This is a genomic window from Oscillibacter sp. PEA192 (assembly GCF_003574015.1).
GTDB classification, from domain to species: Bacteria; Bacillota; Clostridia; order Oscillospirales; family Oscillospiraceae; genus Oscillibacter; species Oscillibacter welbionis.
Window position 1 is genome coordinate 602,026 of the sequence record NZ_AP018532.1, and the last position, 23,641, is coordinate 625,666.

Annotated in this window: 24 protein-coding genes; 14 read left to right on the plus strand and 10 right to left on the minus strand. The window is 62.5% G+C overall.

The window, feature by feature from the left end:
- Nucleotides 1–2 precede the first annotated feature (2 nt).
- Nucleotides 3–1,292, plus strand: coding sequence for a sensor histidine kinase (locus DN611_RS02910; RefSeq protein WP_119310596.1), 1,290 nt, complete (start codon nucleotides 3–5; stop codon nucleotides 1,290–1,292).
- Between the two features lie 129 nt (nucleotides 1,293–1,421).
- Here the strand turns inward: DN611_RS02910 and DN611_RS02915 are convergent, their stop codons facing one another.
- The gene (locus DN611_RS02915; protein WP_021751445.1) at nucleotides 1,422–1,814 is read right to left on the minus strand and encodes a VOC family protein; all 393 of its coding nucleotides are present in this window, start codon (nucleotides 1,812–1,814) and stop codon (nucleotides 1,422–1,424) included.
- A gap of 40 nt (nucleotides 1,815–1,854) precedes the next feature.
- Nucleotides 1,855–3,135, minus strand: a complete 1,281-nt coding sequence (brnQ, locus tag DN611_RS02920) for a branched-chain amino acid transport system II carrier protein (protein ID WP_119310597.1) — start codon at nucleotides 3,133–3,135, stop codon at nucleotides 1,855–1,857.
- A gap of 279 nt (nucleotides 3,136–3,414) precedes the next feature.
- Between brnQ and DN611_RS02930 the strand changes: the two genes are divergently transcribed.
- Complete coding sequence (locus DN611_RS02930; protein WP_119310599.1) at nucleotides 3,415–4,230, plus strand: DUF4358 domain-containing protein; 816 nt, start codon at nucleotides 3,415–3,417, stop codon at nucleotides 4,228–4,230.
- 63 nt (nucleotides 4,231–4,293) lie between these two features.
- Here DN611_RS02930 and DN611_RS02935 read toward each other — a convergent pair whose 3' ends face one another.
- Nucleotides 4,294–5,415 carry a DUF362 domain-containing protein gene (locus tag DN611_RS02935; protein ID WP_021751449.1) on the minus strand — a complete coding sequence of 374 codons (1,122 nt, stop codon included), beginning with the start codon at nucleotides 5,413–5,415 and terminating at the stop codon, nucleotides 4,294–4,296.
- An 87-nt stretch (nucleotides 5,416–5,502) separates the two neighbouring features.
- Nucleotides 5,503–5,913 (minus strand): hypothetical protein, encoded by a 411-nt coding sequence (locus tag DN611_RS02940; protein WP_021751450.1) that lies wholly within the window; start codon nucleotides 5,911–5,913, stop codon nucleotides 5,503–5,505.
- Nucleotides 5,914–6,114: 201 nt separating this feature from the next.
- On the opposite strand from DN611_RS02940, the gene murI reads away from it, so the two are divergent.
- From murI to DN611_RS03000, 12 genes are all read left to right on the plus strand, one after another.
- Entirely contained in the window at nucleotides 6,115–6,930 is an 816-nt protein-coding gene (gene murI, locus DN611_RS02945; RefSeq protein ID WP_021751452.1) for a glutamate racemase, read from the plus strand.
- Nucleotides 6,917–7,363 (plus strand): DUF1934 domain-containing protein, encoded by a 447-nt coding sequence (locus DN611_RS02950; RefSeq protein ID WP_119310600.1) that lies wholly within the window; start codon nucleotides 6,917–6,919, stop codon nucleotides 7,361–7,363. Before murI ends, DN611_RS02950 begins: the two co-directional genes overlap by 14 nt.
- A 302-nt stretch (nucleotides 7,364–7,665) precedes the next feature.
- Entirely contained in the window at nucleotides 7,666–9,411 is a 1,746-nt protein-coding gene (gene argS / locus DN611_RS02955) for an arginine--tRNA ligase (RefSeq protein ID WP_119310601.1), read from the plus strand.
- A 30-nt stretch (nucleotides 9,412–9,441) separates the two neighbouring features.
- Entirely contained in the window at nucleotides 9,442–9,723 is a 282-nt protein-coding gene (locus tag DN611_RS02960) for a hypothetical protein (RefSeq protein ID WP_145985049.1), read from the plus strand.
- Nucleotides 9,724–9,749: 26 nt separating this feature from the next.
- On the plus strand, nucleotides 9,750–10,475 hold the full coding sequence (locus DN611_RS02965; RefSeq protein WP_119310603.1) for an AzlC family ABC transporter permease: 726 nt from the start codon (nucleotides 9,750–9,752) through the stop codon (nucleotides 10,473–10,475).
- Nucleotides 10,472–10,807 carry a branched-chain amino acid transporter permease gene (locus DN611_RS02970; RefSeq protein WP_119310604.1) on the plus strand — a complete coding sequence of 112 codons (336 nt, stop codon included), beginning with the start codon at nucleotides 10,472–10,474 and terminating at the stop codon, nucleotides 10,805–10,807. The genes DN611_RS02965 and DN611_RS02970 overlap by 4 nt, the downstream gene beginning before the upstream one ends.
- Before the next feature lie 192 nt (nucleotides 10,808–10,999).
- A complete protein-coding gene (locus DN611_RS02975) occupies nucleotides 11,000–12,187 on the plus strand; it encodes a hypothetical protein (protein WP_145985050.1) in 1,188 nt (395 codons plus the stop codon).
- 71 nt (nucleotides 12,188–12,258) lie between these two features.
- Complete coding sequence (locus DN611_RS02980) at nucleotides 12,259–12,795, plus strand: DUF6512 family protein (RefSeq protein WP_119310606.1); 537 nt, start codon at nucleotides 12,259–12,261, stop codon at nucleotides 12,793–12,795.
- Between the two features lie 125 nt (nucleotides 12,796–12,920).
- Nucleotides 12,921–13,643, plus strand: coding sequence for a 5-bromo-4-chloroindolyl phosphate hydrolysis family protein (locus tag DN611_RS02985; RefSeq protein ID WP_119310607.1), 723 nt, complete (start codon nucleotides 12,921–12,923; stop codon nucleotides 13,641–13,643).
- Nucleotides 13,644–13,657: 14 nt separating this feature from the next.
- Nucleotides 13,658–14,035, plus strand: a complete 378-nt coding sequence (locus DN611_RS02990; RefSeq protein ID WP_119310608.1) for a hypothetical protein — start codon at nucleotides 13,658–13,660, stop codon at nucleotides 14,033–14,035.
- 26 nt (nucleotides 14,036–14,061) lie between these two features.
- The gene (locus DN611_RS02995; RefSeq protein WP_119310609.1) at nucleotides 14,062–15,234 is read left to right on the plus strand and encodes a toxic anion resistance protein; all 1,173 of its coding nucleotides are present in this window, start codon (nucleotides 14,062–14,064) and stop codon (nucleotides 15,232–15,234) included.
- 217 nt (nucleotides 15,235–15,451) lie between these two features.
- On the plus strand, nucleotides 15,452–16,525 hold the full coding sequence (locus DN611_RS03000; protein WP_119310610.1) for a TPM domain-containing protein: 1,074 nt from the start codon (nucleotides 15,452–15,454) through the stop codon (nucleotides 16,523–16,525).
- A gap of 113 nt (nucleotides 16,526–16,638) precedes the next feature.
- On the opposite strand, the gene DN611_RS03005 is transcribed toward DN611_RS03000, so the two are convergent.
- From DN611_RS03005 to DN611_RS03030, 6 genes are all read right to left on the minus strand, one after another.
- The gene (locus tag DN611_RS03005; RefSeq protein ID WP_119310611.1) at nucleotides 16,639–17,658 is read right to left on the minus strand and encodes a Gfo/Idh/MocA family oxidoreductase; all 1,020 of its coding nucleotides are present in this window, start codon (nucleotides 17,656–17,658) and stop codon (nucleotides 16,639–16,641) included.
- Between the two features lie 163 nt (nucleotides 17,659–17,821).
- On the minus strand, nucleotides 17,822–20,485 hold the full coding sequence (locus tag DN611_RS03010) for an ABC transporter permease (RefSeq protein WP_119310612.1): 2,664 nt from the start codon (nucleotides 20,483–20,485) through the stop codon (nucleotides 17,822–17,824).
- A 5-nt stretch (nucleotides 20,486–20,490) separates the two neighbouring features.
- A complete protein-coding gene (locus DN611_RS03015; protein WP_021749279.1) occupies nucleotides 20,491–21,162 on the minus strand; it encodes an ABC transporter ATP-binding protein in 672 nt (223 codons plus the stop codon).
- 134 nt (nucleotides 21,163–21,296) lie between these two features.
- On the minus strand, nucleotides 21,297–22,220 hold the full coding sequence (locus DN611_RS03020) for a sensor histidine kinase (RefSeq protein WP_025544800.1): 924 nt from the start codon (nucleotides 22,218–22,220) through the stop codon (nucleotides 21,297–21,299).
- Between the two features lies 1 nt (nucleotide 22,221).
- A complete protein-coding gene (locus DN611_RS03025; RefSeq protein WP_025544799.1) occupies nucleotides 22,222–22,899 on the minus strand; it encodes a response regulator transcription factor in 678 nt (225 codons plus the stop codon).
- Between the two features lie 120 nt (nucleotides 22,900–23,019).
- Nucleotides 23,020–23,532, minus strand: coding sequence for a ferritin (locus tag DN611_RS03030; protein WP_021749276.1), 513 nt, complete (start codon nucleotides 23,530–23,532; stop codon nucleotides 23,020–23,022).
- Nucleotides 23,533–23,641: the final 109 nt, after the last annotated feature.

A 23,641-nucleotide genomic window follows, 5' to 3' on the forward strand; every position in this document is an offset into this window, starting at 1 on the left:
GGATGCGGGATGTTCTCTGGCAGATCTGGCTCAACTGCGGCTATTTTCTGACCGTGGCGGCCAGCGGCTTTTTCCTCTACAAGCTCTGTGCCCCCTTTGTCCGCCCCCGGAATGGGCGCTTCTGGAGGGTGCTGCTCTTTCTGACCCTGGCGGGGTCCACCGGCATGGTGATTTGGATCGGCGACCCCAACCTGCTCTATACGCTGCCGGCGTTTTTCGCCTTGTTCCTCCTCTCTACCCGGGGTGACCGGATAGGGCGGGTGGCGGTGTGCATCATCCTCTTCTGCCTGGAGATGTCCGTGTGTGCCCTGCTGGACACCTATGTGGAGCGGATCAACAGGAATGCGCTCTATGACGTGCTGGTGCGCCTGGCCCGCCCGCTGGTGTTCGGCCCGCTGTGGCTGTTGCTGCGCCGCCGCCTGCCCCGGGAGCCGGTGGTGCTCTCCCGGCGGCTGTGGAAGCTGGTGCTGGGTCTAGCGGCCATGCCCCTGTGCGCCCTGATCGCCGTGGTGCTGCTGACCTTCCGGCGGTATGACTCTATCGAGGTCAATACCGTGGCGATGTACCAGGGCATGGTGGTGCTGCCCTTTGTATTTCTGACCTCTCTGGTCCTGTTGTTCGCCATTTTGATCCTGGCGGATCACGAGCGGCTGGAGCAGGCAAATCGCCTGGCAGGTCTGCGGGAGGTCTACTATCAGGGCCTCCGGCAGCAGGAGACCCAGGTGCGCCGTCTCCGCCACGATCTGCGGAATCACCTGACGGCGGTCCGGGGTTTTCTGGAGCAGGGAGATGAACAGGGGGCCATCGGCTATCTGGACCAGATAGCCGGTTCCCCGGCCCTGCGGGGAACCAGACGGCTCTGTGAAAACGAGGCGGCCAATGCCGTCCTCACCGCCAAGGCGGAGGCCATGGAGCGGGAGGGAGTCGCCGCAGACTTCGCCGTCTCCCTGCCCCGGGACCTGCCTGTGGCGGATATGGATCTGTGCGCCCTGCTGGGCAACGCTCTGGACAACGCCATCGAGGGCAGCCGGGGCACCGGGGAACGGCGAATCACCATCCGCTGCAAGGCGGACAAGGGACTCTTCATGCTGCGGGTGGAGAACACCCTGGGCGGCGCGGTGCAGCCGGATCTTGCAACTACCAAGACGGACAAGGCCGCCCACGGCTTCGGCATCCCCGGGATGCGGGAAATCGCGGAGCGCTATGGCGGCACCCTGGACGCCGGGGTCCGGGACAACGGGTTCGAGCTGGTGGTGTGCCTGCCCCTGGCAGGGCAGGCCGAAACACTGTAAATCCCCATGCGCTGACGGCCGCCGCAGACACAGGAGAGAGCTCGATTTTCCATATCTGCGGTGTATTTGCACAGAAAAACAGGGAGACCGTCCAATGGACGGTCTCCCTGCTCCGCAGCCAAAGCGGACTCAAAGCATCTTCAAAAGTTCGATCTGTTCCCCGGAGGGGCCAGTGAAGAACCAGTTCTCCAACCCGCCGAAGGTGTTGGGCATCACGCACTTCTCTGCGGTCTGGAAGGTGTCCACGCCGGCGGCGCGGAGATCCGCGGCGGCTTGGTCCACATCGTCCACATAGACGGCGAAATGAGGGATGCAGCCCGCACCCTCCGGCACAGGGGCGGCGATCAACTCCACCAGGAAGCCGCCGAACTCCACAAGGGCCAGCTCCCGCTGCTGTTCCGGCGGGCAGGCGGGGGCCCGGAGATGCAGGCTGCCGCCGATCTTCTCGTAAAAGGCGATGCTGGCATCCATATCCGCCGTATACACGGCAATGTGGCCGAGACCTTGATAGTGCTGTTTCATACAATCAGTCCTCCAGTATGTGAAAAATGAAAATATGGCATCAGGAGGCGGCAGTCCGGCCGCCGGGGATCAGGGCGCCCACTGCGCCGCAGACAGCGGCGGGCAACACCCAGCCGAAATCCAGAGACGCCAGGGGCAGCAGGTCCAGAAAGGCCAGCTCCACGCCGGTGTAGGTGCGGACTACCTCCAGCAGGCTCACTGCCAGGGCGCCCAGGGCCGCCAGGCGGAACACCCAGTCCCGGCGGATGCGGCTGCCGAACAGGGCCAGCACGATCAGCACCAGCGTGGGGGGATAGACCACGCTGAGGATGGGGGAGGCGATGGCGATGATCTCATTGAGACCAAAGTTGGATACCACGGCACTGAACACGCAGATGACGCACACCAGCGTGCGGTAGGAAACGCGGCCCCCCGAGAGGCCGGAGAAGTAATCGGCGCATGCGCTGACCAGCCCCACAGCGGTGGTGACGCAGGCCAGAGCCACCACCACGGCAAAGAGGATGATGCCCGCCTGCCCCAACAGGTTCCGGACAATGGACACCACCAGGAACGTGCGGTCCACGGTGATGTCGAAGAAGCGGGCGGTGGTGGCGCCCAGATAAGTCAGCCCCAGATAGACCACCAGCAGGCCGATGCCTGCCACCAGACTGGCGCCGGACACCACCCGGAGCTGGGCGCCGGGAGTCGTGTGTCCCTTCTCCCGAGCGCTCTTCAGAATGATATAGCCGAACACGATGGCCGCCAGCACGTCCATGGTCTGATAGCCGGCTTCCACGCCGGTGGCGGCCACATTCTCCACCAGCGGCTGCTCACCCACCGGCCCGATGGGATTCACCACACCCACCACGATCAGGATCAGCAGGCCAATCAGCAGGGCGGGGGTCAGGATCTTTCCCACGATGTCCACCACCGCTGTTTCCCGCACGCACAGCAGCAGGATCAGCAGAAAGAAGAGGATGGAGAAGAGCGCCGGACTGAAGCCGGACACCAGCGGGGCCAGAGAGGTTTCGTAGGTGGTGGCGGCAGTCCGGGGAATGGCCAGCATGGGACCGATGCACAGCACAATGGCGCACATGAGCGCTGTGGAGGGAATCCTGCCGATGCGGGCGGTGATCCCGTCGGGACTTCCCTGCCGGAGAATGGCAAACATAGCCAGCAGGGCCAGTCCGATGTCGGCCATAAAGTAACTGAAAAAGCCGGCCAGCCACTCCGGACCCGATTCCAGTCCCAGATAAGGGGGGAAGATGACATTACCTGCGCCGAAAAACATGGAGAACAGGGCGAAACCGATGACCAAGCTGTCCTGAAGGTGTTTCTTCATAGGAGACCTCCTCTTGCCTTGCAGGTGGACGGATGTCCGCTGAATAAGGGCAAAGCGGCCGCGCGGACGACGCGCGGCCTGTGTATTTATTTGATGTTTATGCTTGAAACAATTATATTTGAATTTCCGAAAAAAGTCAATGTTATACACACCGAGGCGGTCATGGGCGGAGCAGCGGAGAAAAATCGCCGGAGCGGGAACTTTTTTCCGTAGAGCCCGTCTAACCTCTCAGACCGCGGCGGAGCGCCGTGAAATCCCGTGAGAGGTTAGGAGAAAAACATGAAAAAGAGAGGACTTGCAGGATTGCTGGCTCTGGCGCTGATACTGGCGCTGGGTGCCTGTGGAGGAACGGAGGCGCAGGAGGACGCCGCCCAGGACCAGAAGATGGAGGAAGCTGCGCCGCCCCAGGAGGAAGAGACTTCGGAAACCGATGGGGAGGACGGCGTCCCTGTGACCATAGAGGGCCCTGAGACGGCGGATGATTCCCAGCAGCTCCAGGAGGACGAGCCGGATCTGGGCTCCCGCCCCGCGGACCCGGCGAAGGAGCCGGAGACGGGGAGCCGTCCGGCAGACCCGGCGGAGAAGCCGATATACCAGCCGGTGGAGGACACAAAGCCCCAGCAGCCGGACAAGGAGCCGGAGACGCCGGCCCAGCCCGCCCCTGCCCCTCCAGCGGAGTCTGCTTCCGGCGTGGATCTAGCGGATTTCTGCGCTTCCGTGACCGGGGACCAGGAGACGTGGCCCGCCCTGATGGCCGTGGAGGGTGAGACGCTGGATACGTTCTATGCGGGACTCTCCGCCATCGCCACCCAGCAGTGTCTGGTGCAGATGGCCATGATCTCCGCCTCCGGTGACGAGATTGCCCTGGTAGAGGTGGAGAACAGCGGCGATGTCCAGGCGGTGAAGGACATCTTCCAGGCCCGAATCGACTATCAGGTGGGGGACGGCACAAGCCCCGGCGGTGCCTGGTACCCCGCGCCCACGGAGATGTGGCGGAACGAGTCCCGGATTGTCTCCAATGGCAACTTTGTGATGCTGGTGGCGCACACCGGCGCGGACGCGGTGGTGGAGCAGTTCAACGCCCTGTTCGCCTGAGTGGGGTCCCGCAATGCGGAAAACGAAGCAGGACTTTTTAAGTCCTGCTTCGTTTCGTTCCGATCAGATTTTGATGAGCTCGTATGCCCGGGTGCCGATGCCGATCTTCTCCGCGTGCTCCAGGCAGACGGCCCAGTCCGTGTCCGGATGGGCGGCGTGGAAGTAGTCACCGGAGGAGCAGTCGCAGCCCTCGTCAAACAGGGCGGAGTTGGGCGCGGGAGTCTGGGCCAGCACGGCGTCGGCACAGGCTTGGTCCAGAGCCACCGGGTCGAAGGAGGCAAACATGCCCACGTCCGGGACGATGGGGACATCGTTCTCCGCGTGGCAGTCGCAGTTGGGGGAGACATCCACCACCAGGGACACGTGGAAGCAGGGGCGGCCGTCTACCACGGCCTTGGTGTACTCGGCGATCTTCTTATTCAGAATAGCGGGCGCCTCGTCATACAGGCACTGGATGGCATCCTTGGGGCACACCGCCAGACACCGGGCGCAGCCCACGCACTTGTCCGTGTCGATGGTGGCTTTGCCGTCGGCACCGAACTGGGGCGCGCCGTGGGCGCAGATCCTGGCGCAGGCCCGGCAGCCGATGCACTTCTTCTGCTTGACGAAGGGCTTGCCGGAGTTGTGCTGCTCCATCTTGCCGGCCCGGGAGCCGCAGCCCATGCCGATGTTCTTCAGAGCGCCGCCCATGCCGGCCTGCTCGTGGCCCTTGAAGTGGGTCAGGGAGATGAACACGTCCGCGTCCATCACCGCACGGCCGATCTTGGCGGACTTCACATACTCCCCGCCCTCCACGGGAACCTCCACCTCGTCGTTGCCCTTCAGGCCGTCGGCGATCAGGATGTGGCAGCCGGTGGAGTAGGGGGTGAAGCCGTTGATATAAGCCGATTCGATGTGGTCCAGGGCGTTTTTCCGGCCGCCCACATACAGGGTATTGCAGTCCGTCAAGAAGGGCTTGCCGCCGTGGGACTTCACCAGGTCCACCACGGCCCGGGCCCAGTTGGGGCGGAGGTAGGCCAGGTTGCCCGGCTCGCCGAAGTGCATCTTGATGGCCACGTACTTGCCGTCCATATCGATATCGCCGAAGCCGGCGGTCATCATCAGCCGGGCCAGCTTCTGGGGCAGGTTCTCCCGCCAGCTGGGGGCGCGGAAGTCCGCAAAGTAGACTTTGGATTTTTCAGCCATGATCTCGTTGCTCCTTTTTCTCTTTCTGTTCTTTGAAACAAGCCTGGAGAGAAACCTCTCCGGTGCCGGGGCGGCGTGCCTTCCGCCTTACGGCAGGTCCACAGAGATGTTGTCGGTGCCGTGCTCGTCAAACTCGGAGAGATAAGCGTCGATCCGCTCCATCAGCTCCCCATAGTTTTCACGGGTCAGGGGTTCCCCATCCATGTCCCGCAGGGCCAGCTCCTCCGCCAGGATCTCATAGAACACCACGTCCTCATACTGCTCGATGGCCTCGTGGATGCCGCCGTCCGCAAAGGCCCGGGAGGGGATCAGCTCCCCCCGGTACAGCTCCACCAGCTTGCTCATCTTGTGGTGCAGGCAGTGGGAGAAAATCAGGCTCTCCACCTGGTCGTATTCCTGGATGCGGTCGTTCTCCCGGGTGGAATTGATGACCCAGTTTCCTATGTATACCAGATCCAGCAGATACCGGAACTGCTGTTCCGTCAGTTCGATCTTCATGGGGCAGACACCTCCCAAATAGATGATACTGTCACGATTATAGCAGAGACATACGCAGAATTCCACATAAAAAACAGGGCAAAAAGACTAAAATCTGTCTTGCGGCAGAAGGCGCCGCATAGTATAATATGTAATCCAGATGCAAAATGAGCATGAAGCGGCCGCCGGTCCGGCGGCGGGAGAAGAAGGAGGCGGAGCGGGATGGACCAGCGTCCCATCGGGGTATTCGATTCAGGCCTGGGGGGTCTGACGGCGGTGCACTCCCTCTGGCGCATCCTGCCGGAGGAGGACCTGATCTACTTCGGCGACACCGCCCGGGTGCCCTATGGCAGCCGTTCCCGGGAGGCCATTTTGAAATACGCCCGCCAGGATGTGCGTTTCCTGCGCTCCTTCGATCTGAAGGCCATCCTCATCGCCTGCGGGACGGTGACCACCACCTCGCTGGCGGCGCTGCAGGCGGAAAACGACCTGCCCATGGTAGGCGTGGTAGAGCCCACTTGCCGCCGGGCGGTGCTGATGACCCAAAACAAGCGGGTAGGGCTCATTGCCACGGCGGCCTCCGTCCGCTCCGGTGCCTACGAGGCGGCTCTCCGGCGGCTGGACCCGGAGGTGACCGTGTTCAGCCGGGCCTGCCCCCTGTTCGTGCCCCTGGCGGAGGCCGGGCGCATCCGGCGGGGAGACGTGGTGATCGAGACCGTGGCCCGGGAGTATCTGACGCCCCTGAAGAATGCGGGGGTGGACACCCTGATTCTGGGCTGTACCCATTACCCGCTACTGACGGATGTGATCGGGGACGTGATGGGGCCGGGCGTGGAGCTGGTGTCCGCCGGGGAGGAGTCCGCCTTTGAGCTGAAACGGATGCTGAAGGCCCGGGAGCTGCGGGCGGACGAGCGCCGCCGCGGCGAGACGGAGTTCTACGTCAGTGACCGGGTGGAGGATTTTGAGCGGACGGCCTCGCTGTTTCTGCAGGAGGACCTGCGCCATACAGCACGGAGGATTGACATTGAGCGATATTGAGACGCGGCAGAAGAAGCTGCCGGTGCTGCTCTTCATCCGGGGAGAGCAGTATTTTGACGATGTGGACCCGGATGCCACGGAGCTGACGACGGAGGGGACCCTGGAGCTGACGGAGGAGGGCCTGCTGCTGACCTATCAGGAGACAGCCCTCACCGGCATGGAGGGGACGACCACCACCTTTGAGGTCAGCGGGCCCCAGGTGATCCTGCGCCGGGTGGGCAGTGTGAACTCCCAGATGGTGTTTGAGGAGGGGCGGCAGCACACGTCCCTGTATGAGACCCCCTACGGGGAGCTGTCGGTGGATATCCAGACCAGCGCCCTGCGGCACAACCTCAGCGAGCGGGGCGGCCTGCTGGAGATCAAGTACTCCATCGCGGTCGAGCATACGGTGACAGGAAGAAACAGCTTCAAGATCCGGGTAAAGCGAAAGTAAGAGAGCGTTCCGGCAAACCGTGCGGCAGCGCGTCCAAGTATTTTGGAGGAGCCAAAATCTTTGGCGGAGGGCGAATTCATTTCGCCCGGGGATTCCGAGAAAAGGGGTCCCCCGGGATCTGTCCCGTGGGAAGCGCACGGTGACAGGGAAAAACAGCTTTAAGACCCGGGTAAAACGGGAAAAACAGGGGTTGGGAATTAGGAATTGCGGTGCCGCCGCAGGTGGCAATTGGAATCTGTCCGGCTTTGCCGGACACCAAAATTCCTCATTCTGAATTCCTCATTCACGAAAGAGGGAACGATATGATCAACATGGTACAAAACGCGAAGGACCAGGCGGCGGCGCTGGCCATGGCCGCCTATCAGGCGGCAGTGGCGGACGGGACGCTGCCCCAGGCGGAGGTGAAGACCGCCCCGGTGGAGATCCCCAAGGACACCGCCAACGGCGACTTCACCACCACGTTTGCCCTGGCGGCCTCCAAGGCGCTGCGGCAGCCGCCCCGTAATATCGCCCAGGCACTGCTGGACCACATGGACCTGGCGGGGAGCTACTTTGCCTCCGCGGAGATTGCGGGACCGGGCTTTCTGAACTTCCGTCTCAACGACAGCTGGTACGCTGCCGTCTGCGAGGCGGTGGAGAGCGAGGGTGCCGGCTACGGCACCGCCGACCACCTGAAGGGGCAGAAGATCATGGTGGAATTCGTCTCCGCCAACCCCACGGGCCCCATGCACATGGGCAATGCCCGGGGCGGCGTGCTGGGAGACACCCTGGCCAGCGTGCTGGCGGCGTGCGGCGCCGACGTGACGAGGGAGTTTTACGTGAACGACGCGGGCCACCAGATCGATAAGTTCGCCCACTCCATTGAAGCCCGGTATCTCCAGATCATCCGGGGGGAGGACGCGGTGCCCTTCCCGGAGGACGGATACCAGGGTGAGGACATCAAGGACCTGGCCCGGGCCTATTATGAGAAAAACGGAGATAAGCTGTTGGATGTGCCGGAGGCGGAGCGCCAGGAGGCGCTGGCCCAGTTCGGGTTGTCCATCAACCTGCCTAAGATGAAGACCGATCTGGAGCGGTACAAGATCCACTATGACAACTGGTTCTACGAGTCCTCTCTCCATGAGAGCGGCTATGTGAAGGAGACAGTGGATCTGCTGGCGGAGCGGGGCTGGACCTATGAGAAGGACGGCGCCCTGTGGCTCCGCACGGCCGACATCCTACGGGACCACTACCGCAGGCAGGGGAAGAAAGAGGCGGACATCGAGAAGCTGGACCTGAAGGATGACGTACTGCGCCGGGCCAACGGGTTTTACACCTACTTCGCCGCGGACATCGCCTATCACCGGAACAAGTTCGCTGTCCGGGGCTTCGACAAGGTCATCAACATCTGGGGTGCGGACCACCACGGCCACGTGGCCCGGCTGAAGGGCGCCCTGGACGCGCTCGGCCTCAACGGCAGCGAGCGGCTGGATATCGTGCTGATGCAGCTGGTGAAGCTGCTGCGGGACGGTGAGGTGGTACGGATGAGCAAGCGTACCGGCAAGGCCATCTCCCTGTCCGACCTGCTGGACGAGGTCAGCGTGGACGCTGCCCGGTGGTACTTCAATGCCAAGCCGGATACCCAGATGGAGTTCGATCTGGGCCTGGCGGTCCGGGAGGACAGCGAAAACCCCATCTACTACGTAGAATACGCCCACGCCCGGATCTGCTCACTGCTGCGGGCTCTGGCGGAGGAGGGCACCTCCGTGCCCAGACAGGCGGACGTGGACATGTCCCTGCTCTCCGGCGAGGCGGAACGGGCCCTGCTGAAGCAGATCGCCCAGTTCTGCGAGGAGATCAAGCTGGCGGCCCGGGATTACGACCCCAGCCACATCAACCGCTATCTCCAGGAGCTGGCGGCCTGCTTCCACCGGTTCTACACCGCCTGCCGCATCAAGGGCGAGGAGCCGGCGGTCCGGGACGCCCGGCTGAAGCTGGCGGATGATACCCGGATCGTCCTGCGGAACGGCTTGAAGCTCATCGGCGTGGACGCACCGGAGAAGATGTAAGCGACGCATTCCAGACCTGGGGGTGAAGTGGTGAAGCAAAGGGGCCTGCGGCTGGTGCGGATCATCCTGCTGACGCTGGCCGCGCTCCTGCTGGCGGCCGGGCTGGCCGGCGTGTTTTCGGGCTGGAAGATCGCCTTCCTGGGGGTATTGTGTGCGGCGGCATGGATCGACTGGGCCCAGGACCCAAAGGGGAGGCAGACAGAGGTAGGACGGATGGGCTTTGTCAACTCCACACCCAATTTACTGATGGCGGTTTTGCTGACACTGGCGTTCCTGGTGGTGTTGTGTGGCGGCCTGCCCGCAGAGCAGTAGCAGCCACCAATGCAGAAGGAGAGCCTATGGAGAGAATTCGCCGTACAAGCTGTCACAATGGAGCCCTGCGGGCGGCGTTTCCCGCCACCATCCCGGTGATGACGGGCTTTTTGTGCCTGGGGACTGCCTATGGCCTTTTGATGCAGTCCAAGGGGTATGGGCCGGGATGGTCCGTCCTCATGAGCGCCATCGCTTTCGGCGGCAGTATGCAGTTTGTGGCCGTCACGCTGCTGACTACGGCTTTTGACCCCGTGCAGGCGTTTCTGCTGTCCGTCATGGTCAATGCCCGGCACATGTTCTACGGGCTGAGCCTGCTGGACAAATACAAGGGCCTGGGAAAGGTTCGGGCGTTTCTGATCTACGTGCTGTGCGACGAGACGTTTTCCCTGATGTCCACTCTGGAGCCGCCGGAAGGCGTGGCCCGGAGGGACTTCTACTTCTGGATCTCCCTGCTGGACTACCTCTACTGGATTACGGGCACAGCATTGGGCGGCCTGCTGGGGAGTTTCCTCACCTTTGACACTACGGGCCTGGACTTTGCTCTGACGGCGCTGTTCGTGGTGCTGTTCCTGGAGCAGTGGAAGAAGCCGGAGAACCGGCCCGCCGGGGTGATGGGGATCCTCTGCGCCGCTGCCAGCCTGGCGGTGTTCGGAGCGGACAACATGGTGATCCCCGCTATGGTGCTGGTGCTGGCGGTGCTGCTGGGTGCACGGCGCCGCCTGGACCGCAGCGGAGAGGAGGGAGTCCTGTGACGCTGACGCCTTTGCAGACGCTGGGCATCATCCTGGCGGTGGCTGCCGGGACCCAGCTGACCCGATGGCTGCCCTTTTGGCTGTTTCCGGAGAAGAAACAGCCCCCTGCCGTAGTGGCATACCTGGGGAAAGTCCTTCCGCCCGCCATGATGGGCCTGCTGGTGGTGTACTGCCTGCGCAGCATCTCCTGGCTGTCGGTGCCCCACGGAGCGCCGGAGCTGATCGCCATTGCGGCGGTGGCAGGGCTCCACCTCTGGAAGCGGAATGTGCTTCTGTCTATCGCTGGGGGTACTGTACTGTACATGGTGCTGGTACAGGCGGTGTTTGTGTGAAAAAAGAGAAGAGATGCCGGCCGGCGGAAGTCCGACCGGCATTTTTCAGCGCCGGGAGAGGCTTCCTTGTTTCCAAATCGTTACAATTTGTTGTGAAACTGAGGGGATTTTTGCGAAAAATCAGGGTATTCTGGGCATGAAATACAGAGAACGGAGCACAAAAACCAGGACCTGGAAAGCGAGGTGCGGAACATGAAGCGATTTCTTCTCTGCGGGGTGCTGCTGGCGCTGCTGGCTGGTTGCGGCACTGCCGGGGAGCAGCTGCCGGAGGAAGTCACGGAAGAGACGGAGCCCCTCTCCGGCGAGGAGCTGACGCCCTCCGCCATGGCGGCGTACGCTGAGATTACGAAGGACCTGACTTTCACCCTGTATGTGGAAGAGGAAGATGCCACAGGCATCAGCCTCTCCATCACCCCGGAGGCCGCCTGGAACGTGGCGGGGCGGGAGAACCTGTTCCCCATCGGCTATCAGTGGGAGCCGGCCTCGGCGGAGGCCTGGGGAGACCAGTGGAGCGACATCAAAAGCAGAGGACGGCTCTTTGCCATGACCGCCCCGGACGGGGAGACCACCCTCCAGTGCTGCACCGGCGGGGACGTGGTGCTGTGGACCGTGGACGGGGAGACCCACTATGCCTGTGTGACGGCTGCGGCGGAGGGGGAATCCGGTCTGAGCGGGCTGCTGCAGGGGATCGCCGAGGACGCCCTGTGGGACGCGGCGTTTTGCGGTCCCACGGTGGATGGGGCAGAGATGGACTACGAAGAGATCGCCCGGCAGCTGAACGAGGCCATGGCGGAGAATGTCCGCCATGTGCCGGACTGGGTCAGCTGGAAGCCCCTGGACTTCCAGGCCAACGGTGCCAGCGTGTTTGACGCCTATTACGGTGAGCCGGAGAACTTCTGTGCCGGGCTGGGGTTCCGGCTGCTGGTGGATGATCCGTATGGAGAGATGGCCAACAGCTGGCAGGCGGGCGCAGGGCTGGGAGAACCGGATGCGGACGGGTACTACGGCTATGGCGGCGAGACCGGCATCCAGAAAAATGAGGACGGCGACTGGACCTGCGGCGGTCTGGCCACCGGCGGCAGCGCCGTGGCGCTGCCGCTGTCCGGCTCTGGGGAAGAAGCCCCGCTTTCGGAGCTGGTGGACGCGTTCTTCCTGACTGAGGGGGTCTCCCATGACTGGCTGCTGCCCAACTACATCCTGGGCCGCCCGGCAGAGGACATGGCGGCCCTGCCCGCCCTGCTGGACGCCTGGACAGACGCAGAGGCCCGGGAGCTGTGCGCTGTCCTGGGCCGGTGCCTGCGGGACGCCGACTACTGGGACTGGACGCCGGAGACGCTGGCGGCGGCCTTGGGAAGCTATGGGGCGTATCTGGATGCATAAATCTGCCAACGCCGGTATAAACTGGGACTGCGGCCAGGCCGCAGTCCTTTTGTTTTGTCGTGGAGGTGGATATGGGGAAGCGGTTGTTTTACTGGGAGCTGGCGGGTGCGCTGTTCACGGCGGCGATGGGGACGCTGCTGCACTTTGTTTACGACTGGAGTGGCGGATGGGGCGCGGCGGCTGCCTTCTCTGCGGTGAATGAGTCCACCTGGGAACATATGAAGCTGCTGTTTTTCCCCATGTTTCTCTTTTCCGTGGTGCAGGTGTGCTGCCTGGGACGGAACTATCCGAACTTTCTGGCAGCCCGGGGCGTCAGCACGGTGACAGGGGTTGCGCTGATTCCGGTGCTGTTCTATACGTACACCGGCGTGCTGGGGCGGCATCTGCTCTGGGCGGACATCGCCGTGTTCTACCTCTCCGTGCTGGGGGCATTCGCCCTGGATTTCCGGCTTCTGCGGCGGGGGCGCTTCACCTCTCTCTGGCAGCAGATCCTGGGCCTGCTGGCGCTATGGGGGCTGGCGTTCCTCTTCGTCTACTGCACGTTCCATCCGCCGGAGCTGGGGCTATGGCAGGACCCGGTGACGCTGGGCTATGGGCTCCCCAAATGAAAGCAGGCGCCCCTCCTTCGAGAGGGGCGCCGCTTTGCTTCCGGGGATTTTCTGTCCCTGCCGTTGACCGGCTCTCTCCGGCGGGGTATAATATTGTTAAAAGCGACCTGGGGAGGCTGAAGCGGATGAAGACCACAAGACAGAAGCGTGCGGCGCCTTTTTACGCCGCTGCGGCGGTATGGCTGGCCTACGCGCTGGTGCTGCCGCTGTATGAGCCGCTGCACTATGCCCTGGCGGCGGGGGCCTCCCTTCTGGCGTTCGCGGCGGCGGCCGCCCTGTGCCGGGGCGGCCCCGTAGGAGAGGAGGCTGGCAAGGCGCCGCCGGAAAAGGCCGAGGAGCCCATTGAAAAGAAACCGGCCTCTACAGGAAATCCTGAGCTGGACAAGATGGTCCGCGACGGGGAGATGGCCATCCGGGAGATGAAACGGCTGGATGAGAATATCGCGGACCCCGGCATCTCCGCCGACATCGTGCGGCTGGAGCAGGTGAGCGCCCGAATCTTCGACGAGGTGCGCACGCACCCGGAGAAGCTGCCCCAGATCAGGCGCTTTCTGGACTACTACCTGCCTACCACCCTGAAGCTGCTGAATGCCTATGACCGCATGAGCGGCACCGGGGTCTCCGGAGAGAACATCGACACCACCCTGGCCAAGGTGGAGGGGATGATGCGGACCATCGTGGCGGCCTTTGAAAAGCAGCTGGACAGCCTGTACGGCGCCGAGGCCCTGGACATCTCCACGGATATCACGGTGCTGGAGAACATGATGGCCCGGGAGGGACTGGTGGACAGCCCGCTGAAGGCGGAGCCGGACGAGAAGAAAGAGACCGATATCCGGCTGGAGCTGTGATCGGAGGAAACGCCATGAGAAAGATCGCCATCAGAATGGCGGGCCTGGTTTTCTATATGGCCGCAGGATTTGTCCTTCTGTTCTGGAAACTGGAGCGTGGCGGGTTGCATAACGCGGAGCTCCTGCTGCCGCTGGCATGGCTGGCGGGGGCGGTGGCTTTGGGCCTTCGGCTGGACAAGGCCTGTAAACAGGCGGGAAGGTGGGGAGAGGCTGCCCATCACTTTTTCTCTTCTGTGATATGGCTGCTGCTAGGTATCGGTTTTATGAAGCAGGCCCCGGGCATCTGTACCCTCTGCGGTGTGCTGGGGGTGGTGTACGCAGTGGTTTATGCTGTCTGCGGTGTGCGGGCGGCGGGAGAAGCCCGCCGGAATGAAGAAAATGGCAGAGAGTGAATGATACTATGATGGAGGATGACACAATGGCAGACGAGAAGAGCATGATGCCTGAACTGACCCTGGATCCCAGCCGGACGGATGCGGTGCCCCAACTGACTCTGGACCCGGCAGCGCCCGCCGCCCCCGCACCGGAGGCCGCCAAGCCGGAGGCGACGCCGGTGCGGATGGACGAGAACCTGCTGAACGACGCGGAGAAACAGGCGGTGGAGGCGTTTTCCAAGAAGATCGACCTGACGGACTCCAACCTGATCCTGCAGTACGGCGCGGCGGCCCAGAAGAACGTGGCCAGCTTTTCTGAGAATGCCCTGAACTCTGTGCGCACCAAGGACCTGGGAGAGGTGGGCAAGTCCCTCAGCGAGCTGGTGGTGGAGTTGAAGGGCTTCGGCGAGGAAGAGGAGAAGAAGGGGCTCTTCGGCCTCTTCAAAAAGACGGGTAGCAAGCTGGAGGCCATGAAGGCCCAGTACGCCAAGGTGGAGTCCAACGTGGACAAGATCGCCCGGGAGCTGGAGCAGCATCAGGTCACGCTTTTGAAGGATGTGGCCATGTTCGACCAGATGTATGAGCTGAACCTGAAATACTACAAGGAGCTCACCATGTACATTCTGGCGGGCAAGAAGAAGCTGGAGGACATGCGGGCGGGCGAACTGCCTGCTCTGAAGGCCAAGGCAGAACAGTCCGGCGCTCAGGAGGACGCCCAGGCATACAACGACATGGTCCAGATGTGTGAGCGGTTTGAGAAGAAGCTCCACGACCTGGAGCTGACCCGGATGATCTCTGTGCAGATGGGCCCCCAGACTCGGCTGCTGCAGAACAACGATACCTTGATGGTGGAAAAGATCCAGTCCTCCCTGGTGAACACCATCCCCCTGTGGAAGAGTCAGATGGTGCTGGCCCTGGGGCTGGAGCACGGCCGCCAGGCCACGGCGGCCCAGAGCGCCGTGACGGAGATGACCAATGAGCTGCTGAAAAAGAACGCGGATCTGTTGAAGATGGGCACCATTGAGACCGCCAAGGAGGCAGAGCGGAGCGTGGTGGACATTGAGACGCTGCAGCACACCAACCAACAGCTGATCTCCACGCTGGACGAGGTGCTGAACATCCAGCGGGAGGGCGCCCAGAAGCGCAGGGCCGCCGAGGCGGAGCTGGGCCGCATCGAGGGCGAGCTGAAGCAAAAGCTGTTGGAGCTGAGAAATTAAAGGGAGAGCAGGATCCCCCTTTGGAATCCCCACCAGTCTGCGGACTGGTGAACGCGCCCGGGGCGCTTGGATCAAGGTAGTTTCGCCACGTACACGCTGCGGTGAAAATGATTCAAATTTCTTCTTTCGCCAATGGCGGAAGAACTGGGGAAAACCGGAGGCTTTCCCTTAGCCCCCTTTCCCGCTTGCGGGGAAGGGACGGAGAGGACATACGCTTATGAAGTTTTTTCAGAAACGGGCCGTGGCGGCGGTGGTGCTGATTTTAGCCATCGTGGCCGGGGTGGTGATTGGGCAGGCCAAGAAGCCGGACACCGGAGGCCAGGCGTCCACCGCCATTGTGGGGTCCTATACGTATGTATATGACTACGCCGGGGTGCTGACGGATGAGACCATGGAGCATATCGACGCCATGAACGCCTCCTTGTTTGCCCAGACCGGGGCCCAGATCCTGGTAAGTGTGGTGAACTCCACTGGCGGCGCGGACATCATGGACTATGCCTCGGATCTGGGGAACAGCTATGGCGTAGGCTCCGCAGAGCGGAACAACGGCGTGGTGATGCTGCTGGCGCTGGACAACATCTCCCAAAGCGGCCTGATGGGCGACTACTGCGTGGTGGTGGGGACCGGGCTGGAGAGCCACGCGGACGATTTCATGAGTCTGCAGTCCTATTACCTGGAGAATGATTTCGCTGCCGGGGAGTACGACGCCGGTGTGAAGGCGACTTTTGATGCCTTCATCGCCTGGTTTGCCGACTTCTACGGCGTCACGATCCGGGAGGGGTATATCCCTGCCGTCCGGGAGACCTATTCCAGCGGCAGCGGGTACTACTATACGGAGACCCACGGCTATGTGGCGCCGGCCTTTGGGTCCTTGGTGAGCGGCGTTGTGGTGCTGCTAGTGGTGCTGCTGGTGCTGTGGGTGATCCTGGACGGAATGCGGTACTCCCGCTACCGCCGGCGGTATCTGCGGCCCGGTATGGGACGGCCCACGGTGCTGTACTACCCCATCTTCTGGGGACGGCCCCAGCGGCCCAGGCCACCCCGTCCTCCAAGACCGCCAAAGCCACCGCGCCGGCCGCCCTCCGGCGGAACATTCGGCGGGGTCGGCTTCGGCGGCAGCCGGGGAGGCATGTTCGGCGGAGGCTCCTTCGGGAGTGCCGGAGGGTCCCGGGGCAGCCTCGGCGGAGGGACCTTCCGGGGAAGCGGCGGCCGTCGCGGCGGCTTTGGCGGAGGCTCCTTCCGCAGCGGCGGGGGGAGACGCGGAGGCTCTTTCCGCGGCGGGCGCCGGTAAGAGACAGATATAACGGGGCCTGTATGCCATTTGAAAAGCAGGAGGATCCCCCGGAGTTCCGGGACGATCCTCCTGCTTTTGCGTTGGAAGAAGTATTACTTTTGCAGTGCGGCTCAGCGGATGGGGAGCATTTTGCCGGTCTCAAAGGATTCCTTGCAGCGATAGGCCGCCTCGGATACGGCGGTGCCGTCGTAGACCGTCAGGTCCGCAGGGTGTGTGCCGGTACGGATGTGGTCCGTAAACGCCTGCATCTCAGCCAGAAAAGCGGTGTGCCAGCGGGACATGAAGTCCGGATAGTACTCCTGCCGCGCACCATGCTCATCCACGACCTGCAGCAGGTTCCGGGCGCCCACGGGGGCGATGCGCAGCGTGCCGTGGGTTCCGACGATTTCCGTCTCTACATTGCAGCCTGCTGCATGGGTGCGGTTGGCAAAGAGAAAGCCCATGGCGCCGTTTTCGCACTGGACCATGGCGGCGGCATTGTCTGTGTCATGCAGTTCCCGACAGAGGTCGAACTCAAAGACACCACCGATGGCCCAGACGTTACGGATGTTAGAGCCGGTGAACCAGCGGATCAGATCCAGATCGTGGACGCACATGTCCAGGAACTGGCCGCCAGAGTGGGGGAGAAATTTCAGTGTGGATTCAATGGTGCTGCGGGGATCCTGGGTGCAGGAGCGGACCAGCACCACTTTGCCGATTTCACCGGCGTCCACACGGCGCTTGGCCTCAGCATAGGAGGGGTCAAACCGGCGCATGAAGCCCAGTTGGAACACCAGTTCCGGATGGGCCTCAACAACCTTTTCAGCTTCCTTGCACTGAGCCACATTGGTGCCCAGAGGCTTTTCACAGAAAACGTGCTTGCCGTGCTCCATGGCAATTTTGATCTGCTCCACATGAAGAAAAGAGGGGGAGACGATGACGATGCCGTCCAACTCCGGATCGGCGCACATGGCGGCAAAATCGGTGTAAGTATGAGAAACGCCCAATTCCTCTGCCACCGCCCGGAGACGGGAGGTATCCACGTTACAGATGGCGTGGAGGACGCAGCCGGGAATGGATGCGGCTAAGTTTTTTGCATGTTCGTAGCCCAGACGGCCCAGGCCGACAGAGCCGATTTTAACAGATTCCATATAGCACCTTCTCTCTGGGGTTTTCAATTTTACAGTATAGTCTAATCCCCCAAAAAATACAAGCGGGACCTGCCTTGAAAGCTGGATACTGCTAAAGAACTTGAACAGCGGCACGGCTCTTGAGAGCCGTGCCGCTGTTTTGCGGGAAAGTGGTCCCTGGGGATCAGTCCACCTCCCGCAGCCGTTCCACGATGGTGGCCTTGGAGACGGAGCGGTACACCGCCAGGGGAACCAGGACGCCCAGCAGGGCGAACACCGGGGCCACGATCAGGAACGGGGTCAGCGTCAGGCGGTAGGTGAAGAACCAGAACATGCTCCCCACCGCCTTGAAGGCCACCGGGCCGAAAATCAGGGTCAGCACCAGGGAGATCCCCGCCGCCCCCAGGGCATAGAGCAGCCCCTCATACACCAGCATGGTCTTGAGCTGCTTGCCGGTCATGCCGATGGACTGGAGCACGGCGAACTCCCGCTTGCGGGCGATGATGCCGGTGAGGATGGCGTTGAAGAAGTTCAGCACGCCCACCAGCCCCACGATGAAACTGAGGGCCCCGCCGCACAGCTGGAACATGGAGCGCATCCCCTCGAACTCCGATGCGTAGAGCGCCTTGCTCTCATAGTCGAACTGGGGATTCACGTTCTCCGTGTAGTCTGCCAGGAACTTCTCCATGGCGCCGTTGGCCTCGTCGGTGGTATCAAAGGCGTAGTACATCACGCTGTCTGTGCCGCTGTCCTGCATGAAGGTCTGGTCATTCAGGATGAACTCGTCCGCGCCGTAGTAGCGGTAGCTGAGAGAGATGGGCACGGCAACCAGGGCGGCTACTTCGTATTCCACATCCCGGTATTTCACCGGCTGCGCCACATAGTTGGCACTGGCGGGCACGTCCTCCGGGCTGGCGTAGGCGATGCCGGTGTCCGGATCTACATACTCCGTCTCCTCCACGTACCGGACGGTGACGATGTCCCCCAGCCGGGCCCAGTGGGAGTCCATCTCCGGATTGCCGTAATCATCATCGCTGTACACAGCGGCCACATACCGCCCGCCGTCCTCATAGAGCTTGGACAGGTCTCCCTCCAGTACCGTCAGGTGGTCCAATGCGAAATCGCTCATGCCGGAGAACTGGATCCGGTCGGCCAGCAGGCCCTCTTCGTTCCGCCCGGTCAGGCGGATCAGATTGTCCATCTGCTCCTGGGTATAGAAGTGCTCCTTGTTCTGCCGGAACCAGTCCTCGGTAACGTACTCCAGGGCATCGAACGTCTTGCCGTAGATCACGCCGCCGTCGATAATGCCGCCCTGGGCATTGATCTCGTCAATGACGGACTGGGGGATGCCCATATCCGTGTTGAAGATGTCCCCGCCGGTCTGGAACTGGCCGGCGTCCGCCACGATGAAGTCGCTGGATGCGAAATGAGACACGTACTTGTCCATGTCGAAGCCGTTGGTGAAGTTCACCGTCACTGTCAGCAGTACCACCGCCAGAGACAGGGACGTGACGGTGACGGCGGTCTTGCCCCGGCTGCGGCCCAGGTTGGCCCAGGCCATGGACAGCAGGGACACGCCCCTGCGGCCTTTTTTCGTCTTGCGCTTGATGCCGCCGCCTTCGGTGTAGCGCACTGCCTCGATGGGAGAGACCTTGCCGGCGATGCGGCCGGGCTTCCGGCAGGAGAGCAGCACCGTCACCAGAGAGAACAGCGCCGCGCCGATGAAGATCACCGGGCTCACGGAGGTCATGGGCACCACGCCGTTTAGCTGTGACACAATGGCCGGCGTCAGCTGGCCGCCGATCAACCAACCCAGCACCAGCCCCAGGGGGATGCCCGCCAGGGACAACGTCAGCGCCTGCTGGCGGATGATCCGCCGCAGCTGCCGGGGCGTGGTGCCGATGGTCTTCAGCAGGCCATAGAACCGGATATCGTTGGTGACGGAGATCTGGAACACGTTGTAGATGATGAGATACCCGGTGAAGATGATGAGCAGCAGCATGGCGGCCACAGCAATCACCACAGAGGGGTCCAGATTATCGCTGAGCTGGGCGCCGGTATAGCCCCAGTTGACGCCAGTGTGGATATAATCCGGCGCTCCGGCGCTCTGATCCTGATAGCCGTGACTTTCCAGAATTTGAGCGATATCGTTCGCAATGTGGCGGGAACCGCTTTTCAGCATCACATCCAGGTTTAAGGAACCGGTCATGCCATCCTCTCCGGGCGGGACGGTTCCCACCTCGTCCAGAATGGCGTCCGCCCGGCTCTCCGGAATCAGGATGTGGTTGGCCACAATTGCCTCGTCATACTCCCACCAGCCGCAGAGGGTAAAGGTCTGGGTGGTGGTATGGCCGTCCACGTCAAAGGAGATGGTGAACCTGGCGCCGATCTCCGGCTCCACCCCCAACAGCTCCAGCACGTGGGTGTCGGTAGCGGCCTCGTCGGTGCCCTCCTGGGGCAGACGGCCCTCCACCGGGTCGCAGTACATCCAGTGGGCTTCATTGGCGTCGGCGTAGCTGACCTCCACGTGGGATTTGTTGAACGGCACCTCCGTGGGCATTCCGATAAACCGCCGCATTCCCCACTGGTCGATGAGGGGGTCATCCTTCAGATTGTTAAACTGTTCCTCCGTCAGGTACTTGAAGCCGCCGTGGGAGAAGCCGCCCACCTGACGGAAGTTGGACTGCTGGAACCCGTCGTTGATGGACATGGCGATGGTGAAGAGGGACGTGAACAGCACCGTGGTCAGGGCGATGGCGAGAACGGCGATGAGGTTGCGGGTCCTGGCCGCCTTCATGGACCGCCAGCCCAGACGGCGGATGGTCTTGCCGTTGGATACCTTCATCATGGCGCTCACCCCCGCACCACGATCCGCCCGTCCTCGATGCGGATGATCCGGTCCGCCATCTGGGCCAGCTCCTCGTTGTGGGTGATCATGACGATGGTCTGGCTGAACTTCTGGGCGGTGACCTTCAGGAGTCCCATCACGTCCAGGCTGGTGGCGGAGTCCAGGTTGCCGGTGGGCTCATCCGCCAGGATGATGGCGGGCTTGGCCGCCAGAGCCCGGGCGATGGCCACCCGCTGCTGCTGGCCGCCGGAGAGGTTGTTGGGCAGGTTTTGGAGCTTTGCCTCCAGCCCCAGCGTCTCAATGATCCGTTCCACATAGGCTTTGTCCGGCGCGTTGCCGTCCAGCTGGATGGGCAGGACGATGTTCTCATACACGTTCAGCACCGGCACCAGGTTGTAGTTCTGGAACACAAAGCCGATCTTCCGCCGCCGGAAGATGGTCAGTTCCTCATCGCGCATGGCAGAGAGTTCTTTGCCGTCCACCGTGACGGTGCCGCCGGTGGGGCGGTCCAGCCCGCCCAGCATGTGGAGCAGGGTGGACTTGCCGGAGCCGGAGGTGCCCACCACCGCCACGAATTCGCCCTTTTCCACGGTCAGATCGACCCCGTCCAGGGCCCGGACCTCCGTATCGCCGGAGCCATATACCTTCCGCAGATCCTTTGTTTCCAAGATCGTCATTGTTCATTCCTCCAAGGAAAAGTCTGTATTGCCTTTCGACAATACAGACTGTACCAAAGAAATCTTTCCACATTCTTTCTGAAATCTAACAGTTCTGAAAGATTTGGGATGTCCGGGCCGGAACGCCCCGCCTTCTATGTCCTCTCCTCCGCCCTCGGCAGGAACAGGGAGAAGGTGCTCCCCTCCCCGGGGCGGCTGCTGACCTTCAGGTATCCGCCCTGACCGGCGGCGATCTGGCGGGCCAGATACAAGCCGATTCCCACGCCCTCCGCCTCGCTGGCGGAGGGGGAGCGGTAGAACCGCTGGAAGATCCTGGCCTGCTCGGACTCCGGGATGCCAGGGCCGGTGTCCGTCACGTCCACGCGGCAGAACAGCTCATACCCCACGGCCCGGAGGGTGACGGCGCCGCCCGCCGGGGTGTATTTCACCGCGTTGTCCACCAGATTATACAGGGCCTCCGCCGTCCACTTGGGGTCGAACCGGGCGGTCAGGTCCGTGGGCTCTACCGTCAGGGTGATCGCTTTGGCCTCCGCTCCGGGAGCGGCCTGGGCCGAGGCGGCATCCAACAGCTGTTGGATGCCATGACGCTTGGGCGTCATGGCAAGGACGCCGCTCTCCAGCCGGGAGGTCTTGACCAGCGCGTCGATGAGGAACCGCAGCTTCTCCGCCTGATGCTCCAGAGCGGAGACATACTCCCGGCTCTCCGGCGGCAGGTCCTGCTCCTCCAGCAGCTGGGCATACAGCAGGAGGTTGGCGATGGGAGTCTTGGTCTGGTGGGAGATATCCCCGATCAGGGTCTTGATGGCATCCTTCTCCTCCGCCAGATTTTTGGCCGATACGGCGGATGCGGAGAGATAGTGGGCCATCCGGGTCTCCAGGGCGGAGAGGCGGCTCTCGTCATAGAGGGACTCCCGGAACTCGCCCCGGATGGCGTCATCCAGCATCTTGCCCAGAGTGTCCAGCATCCGGCGGGTCCGCAGGTGGGTCCAGACGGCGAATCCTGCCGCTGCCAGCAGGGCCGGAACCGCCAGGGCCAGCAGGGTATATTCCACTGTCATGTCAGTTCACCGCCCATGTGTAGCCCAGGCCGTACACGGTCTTGATATAGCGGGGCTTGGACGGCATGTCTTCCAGCTTGTCCCGCAGCCGCTTCACTGTGACGGAGAGGGCGTTTTCGTCCACATACTCCGCCCCGTCCGTCCAGATCCGGTCCACCAGGGCGGCCCGGGTAAGGGTTTGGCCCCGGTGCTCCACCAGCAGCCGCAGCAGCTTCTGTTCCGTCTTGCTGAGCTCCACCGGAACGCCGTTCCGGGAGAACTCCATCCGGCCGAAATCGAAGGTGAAGCCATCCAGCTGCACCCGCTCCGCCTGGGGGGCGGCGGTCCGGCGCAGCTGAGTATTCACCCTGGCCCGCAGCACCGCCAGAGAGAAGGGCTTGGTGATATAGTCATCCGCCCCCAGCTCCAGACCTGCCACGATGTCTGTCTCCAGGTCATTGGCAGTCAACAGGATTACGGGAACCTCACTCTCCCGCCGGAGGGCACGGAGGAGGTCCAGTCCATTGCCGTCAGGCAGGTTGATGTCCAGGATCAGCAGGTCGAAGCTCCGGCGGGAGAGCAGCTCCCCGGCATCCGCCAGGGACCGGCAGAGCTGGGGGCGGAGCTCCGGCGCCTGGAGGGCCAGGCGGATACCCTCGCCCAGAGTCGGGTCATCCTCCACGATCAGCAGGTCTTTCATCGGGGAACCTCCTTGGGATCAAACTGCGCCCAGTATACCACGGGCGGCCGCCGCCGTCCAGAGCGGGCAGAAGAAACGCACGGCGGACAGGCCGCCGTGCGTGGGTCGCGGGATCGCGGGTCACAGGGTCAGGGAGGGGGCGGCATAGGTCCGGGCCGCCAGCTCCTGGTCCAGCATATAGAGCCCCTTGGGGTCCGAGCCGAACAGCTCCATCTTCTTGATGAGATCGGTGGCGTTGGTCTCCTCCTCACCCTGCTCCTTCACGAACCAGTCCAAAAACTGCATGGTGCGGAAATCCCTGGCCTCGTACGCGGCTTCATAGATGGCGTGGATCAGGGAGGTGACATACTGCTCGTGGGCGAGACCGGCCTTCAGGGGGTCCATGTTGGCTTTCAGCTCCGCATCCGGTTTGGCGACGGCCTCCAGCGTTACGGGCACGTCGTTGTTCTGGAGATACTGGAGCATCAGCATGGCGTGGTCCCGCTCCTCCTGGGCCTGGACCTTGTACCAGTTGGCAAAACCGGCAAGGCCCTGCTCCACATAGAAATTGGAGAACTGGAGATACAGATACGCAGAGTAGAATTCCTTGTTCACCTGATCGTTCAACAGCTGGGATACTTTTTCGTTCAGCATTGTATGCGCTTCCTTTCTGCAGCGGACGAAATGTCCTTGTTTGTTCTATCTAACCATTATATCACGGACTGCAGAAAATGCAACGGCAGCCGGGAAAAAAGCGGTGGAC

Excerpts from the sequence above, each read along its gene's own strand:
- DN611_RS02995 (WP_119310609.1), top strand. The coding sequence starts at position 14,062 with ATGGCAGACGAGAAGAGCATGATGCCTGAACTGACCCTGGATCCCAGC.
- DN611_RS03015 (WP_021749279.1), bottom strand. The coding sequence starts at position 21,162 with ATGACGATCTTGGAAACAAAGGATCTGCGGAAGGTATATGGCTCCGGC.
- DN611_RS02990 (WP_119310608.1), top strand. The coding sequence starts at position 13,658 with ATGAGAAAGATCGCCATCAGAATGGCGGGCCTGGTTTTCTATATGGCC.
- DN611_RS02915 (WP_021751445.1), bottom strand. The coding sequence starts at position 1,814 with ATGAAACAGCACTATCAAGGTCTCGGCCACATTGCCGTGTATACGGCG.
- brnQ (WP_119310597.1), bottom strand. The coding sequence starts at position 3,135 with ATGAAGAAACACCTTCAGGACAGCTTGGTCATCGGTTTCGCCCTGTTC.
- DN611_RS03005 (WP_119310611.1), bottom strand. The coding sequence starts at position 17,658 with ATGGAATCTGTTAAAATCGGCTCTGTCGGCCTGGGCCGTCTGGGCTAC.
- DN611_RS02935 (WP_021751449.1), bottom strand. The coding sequence starts at position 5,415 with ATGGCTGAAAAATCCAAAGTCTACTTTGCGGACTTCCGCGCCCCCAGC.
- DN611_RS03025 (WP_025544799.1), bottom strand. The coding sequence starts at position 22,899 with ATGAAAGACCTGCTGATCGTGGAGGATGACCCGACTCTGGGCGAGGGT.
- DN611_RS02910 (WP_119310596.1), top strand. The coding sequence starts at position 3 with ATGCGGGATGTTCTCTGGCAGATCTGGCTCAACTGCGGCTATTTTCTG.
- murI (WP_021751452.1), top strand. The coding sequence starts at position 6,115 with ATGGACCAGCGTCCCATCGGGGTATTCGATTCAGGCCTGGGGGGTCTG.
- DN611_RS02975 (WP_145985050.1), top strand. The coding sequence starts at position 11,000 with ATGAAGCGATTTCTTCTCTGCGGGGTGCTGCTGGCGCTGCTGGCTGGT.
- DN611_RS02965 (WP_119310603.1), top strand. The coding sequence starts at position 9,750 with ATGGAGAGAATTCGCCGTACAAGCTGTCACAATGGAGCCCTGCGGGCG.
- DN611_RS02985 (WP_119310607.1), top strand. The coding sequence starts at position 12,921 with ATGAAGACCACAAGACAGAAGCGTGCGGCGCCTTTTTACGCCGCTGCG.
- DN611_RS02980 (WP_119310606.1), top strand. The coding sequence starts at position 12,259 with ATGGGGAAGCGGTTGTTTTACTGGGAGCTGGCGGGTGCGCTGTTCACG.
- DN611_RS03030 (WP_021749276.1), bottom strand. The coding sequence starts at position 23,532 with ATGCTGAACGAAAAAGTATCCCAGCTGTTGAACGATCAGGTGAACAAG.
- argS (WP_119310601.1), top strand. The coding sequence starts at position 7,666 with ATGATCAACATGGTACAAAACGCGAAGGACCAGGCGGCGGCGCTGGCC.
- DN611_RS02940 (WP_021751450.1), bottom strand. The coding sequence starts at position 5,913 with ATGAAGATCGAACTGACGGAACAGCAGTTCCGGTATCTGCTGGATCTG.
- DN611_RS02930 (WP_119310599.1), top strand. The coding sequence starts at position 3,415 with ATGAAAAAGAGAGGACTTGCAGGATTGCTGGCTCTGGCGCTGATACTG.
- DN611_RS03000 (WP_119310610.1), top strand. The coding sequence starts at position 15,452 with ATGAAGTTTTTTCAGAAACGGGCCGTGGCGGCGGTGGTGCTGATTTTA.
- DN611_RS03010 (WP_119310612.1), bottom strand. The coding sequence starts at position 20,485 with ATGATGAAGGTATCCAACGGCAAGACCATCCGCCGTCTGGGCTGGCGG.
- DN611_RS03020 (WP_025544800.1), bottom strand. The coding sequence starts at position 22,220 with ATGACAGTGGAATATACCCTGCTGGCCCTGGCGGTTCCGGCCCTGCTG.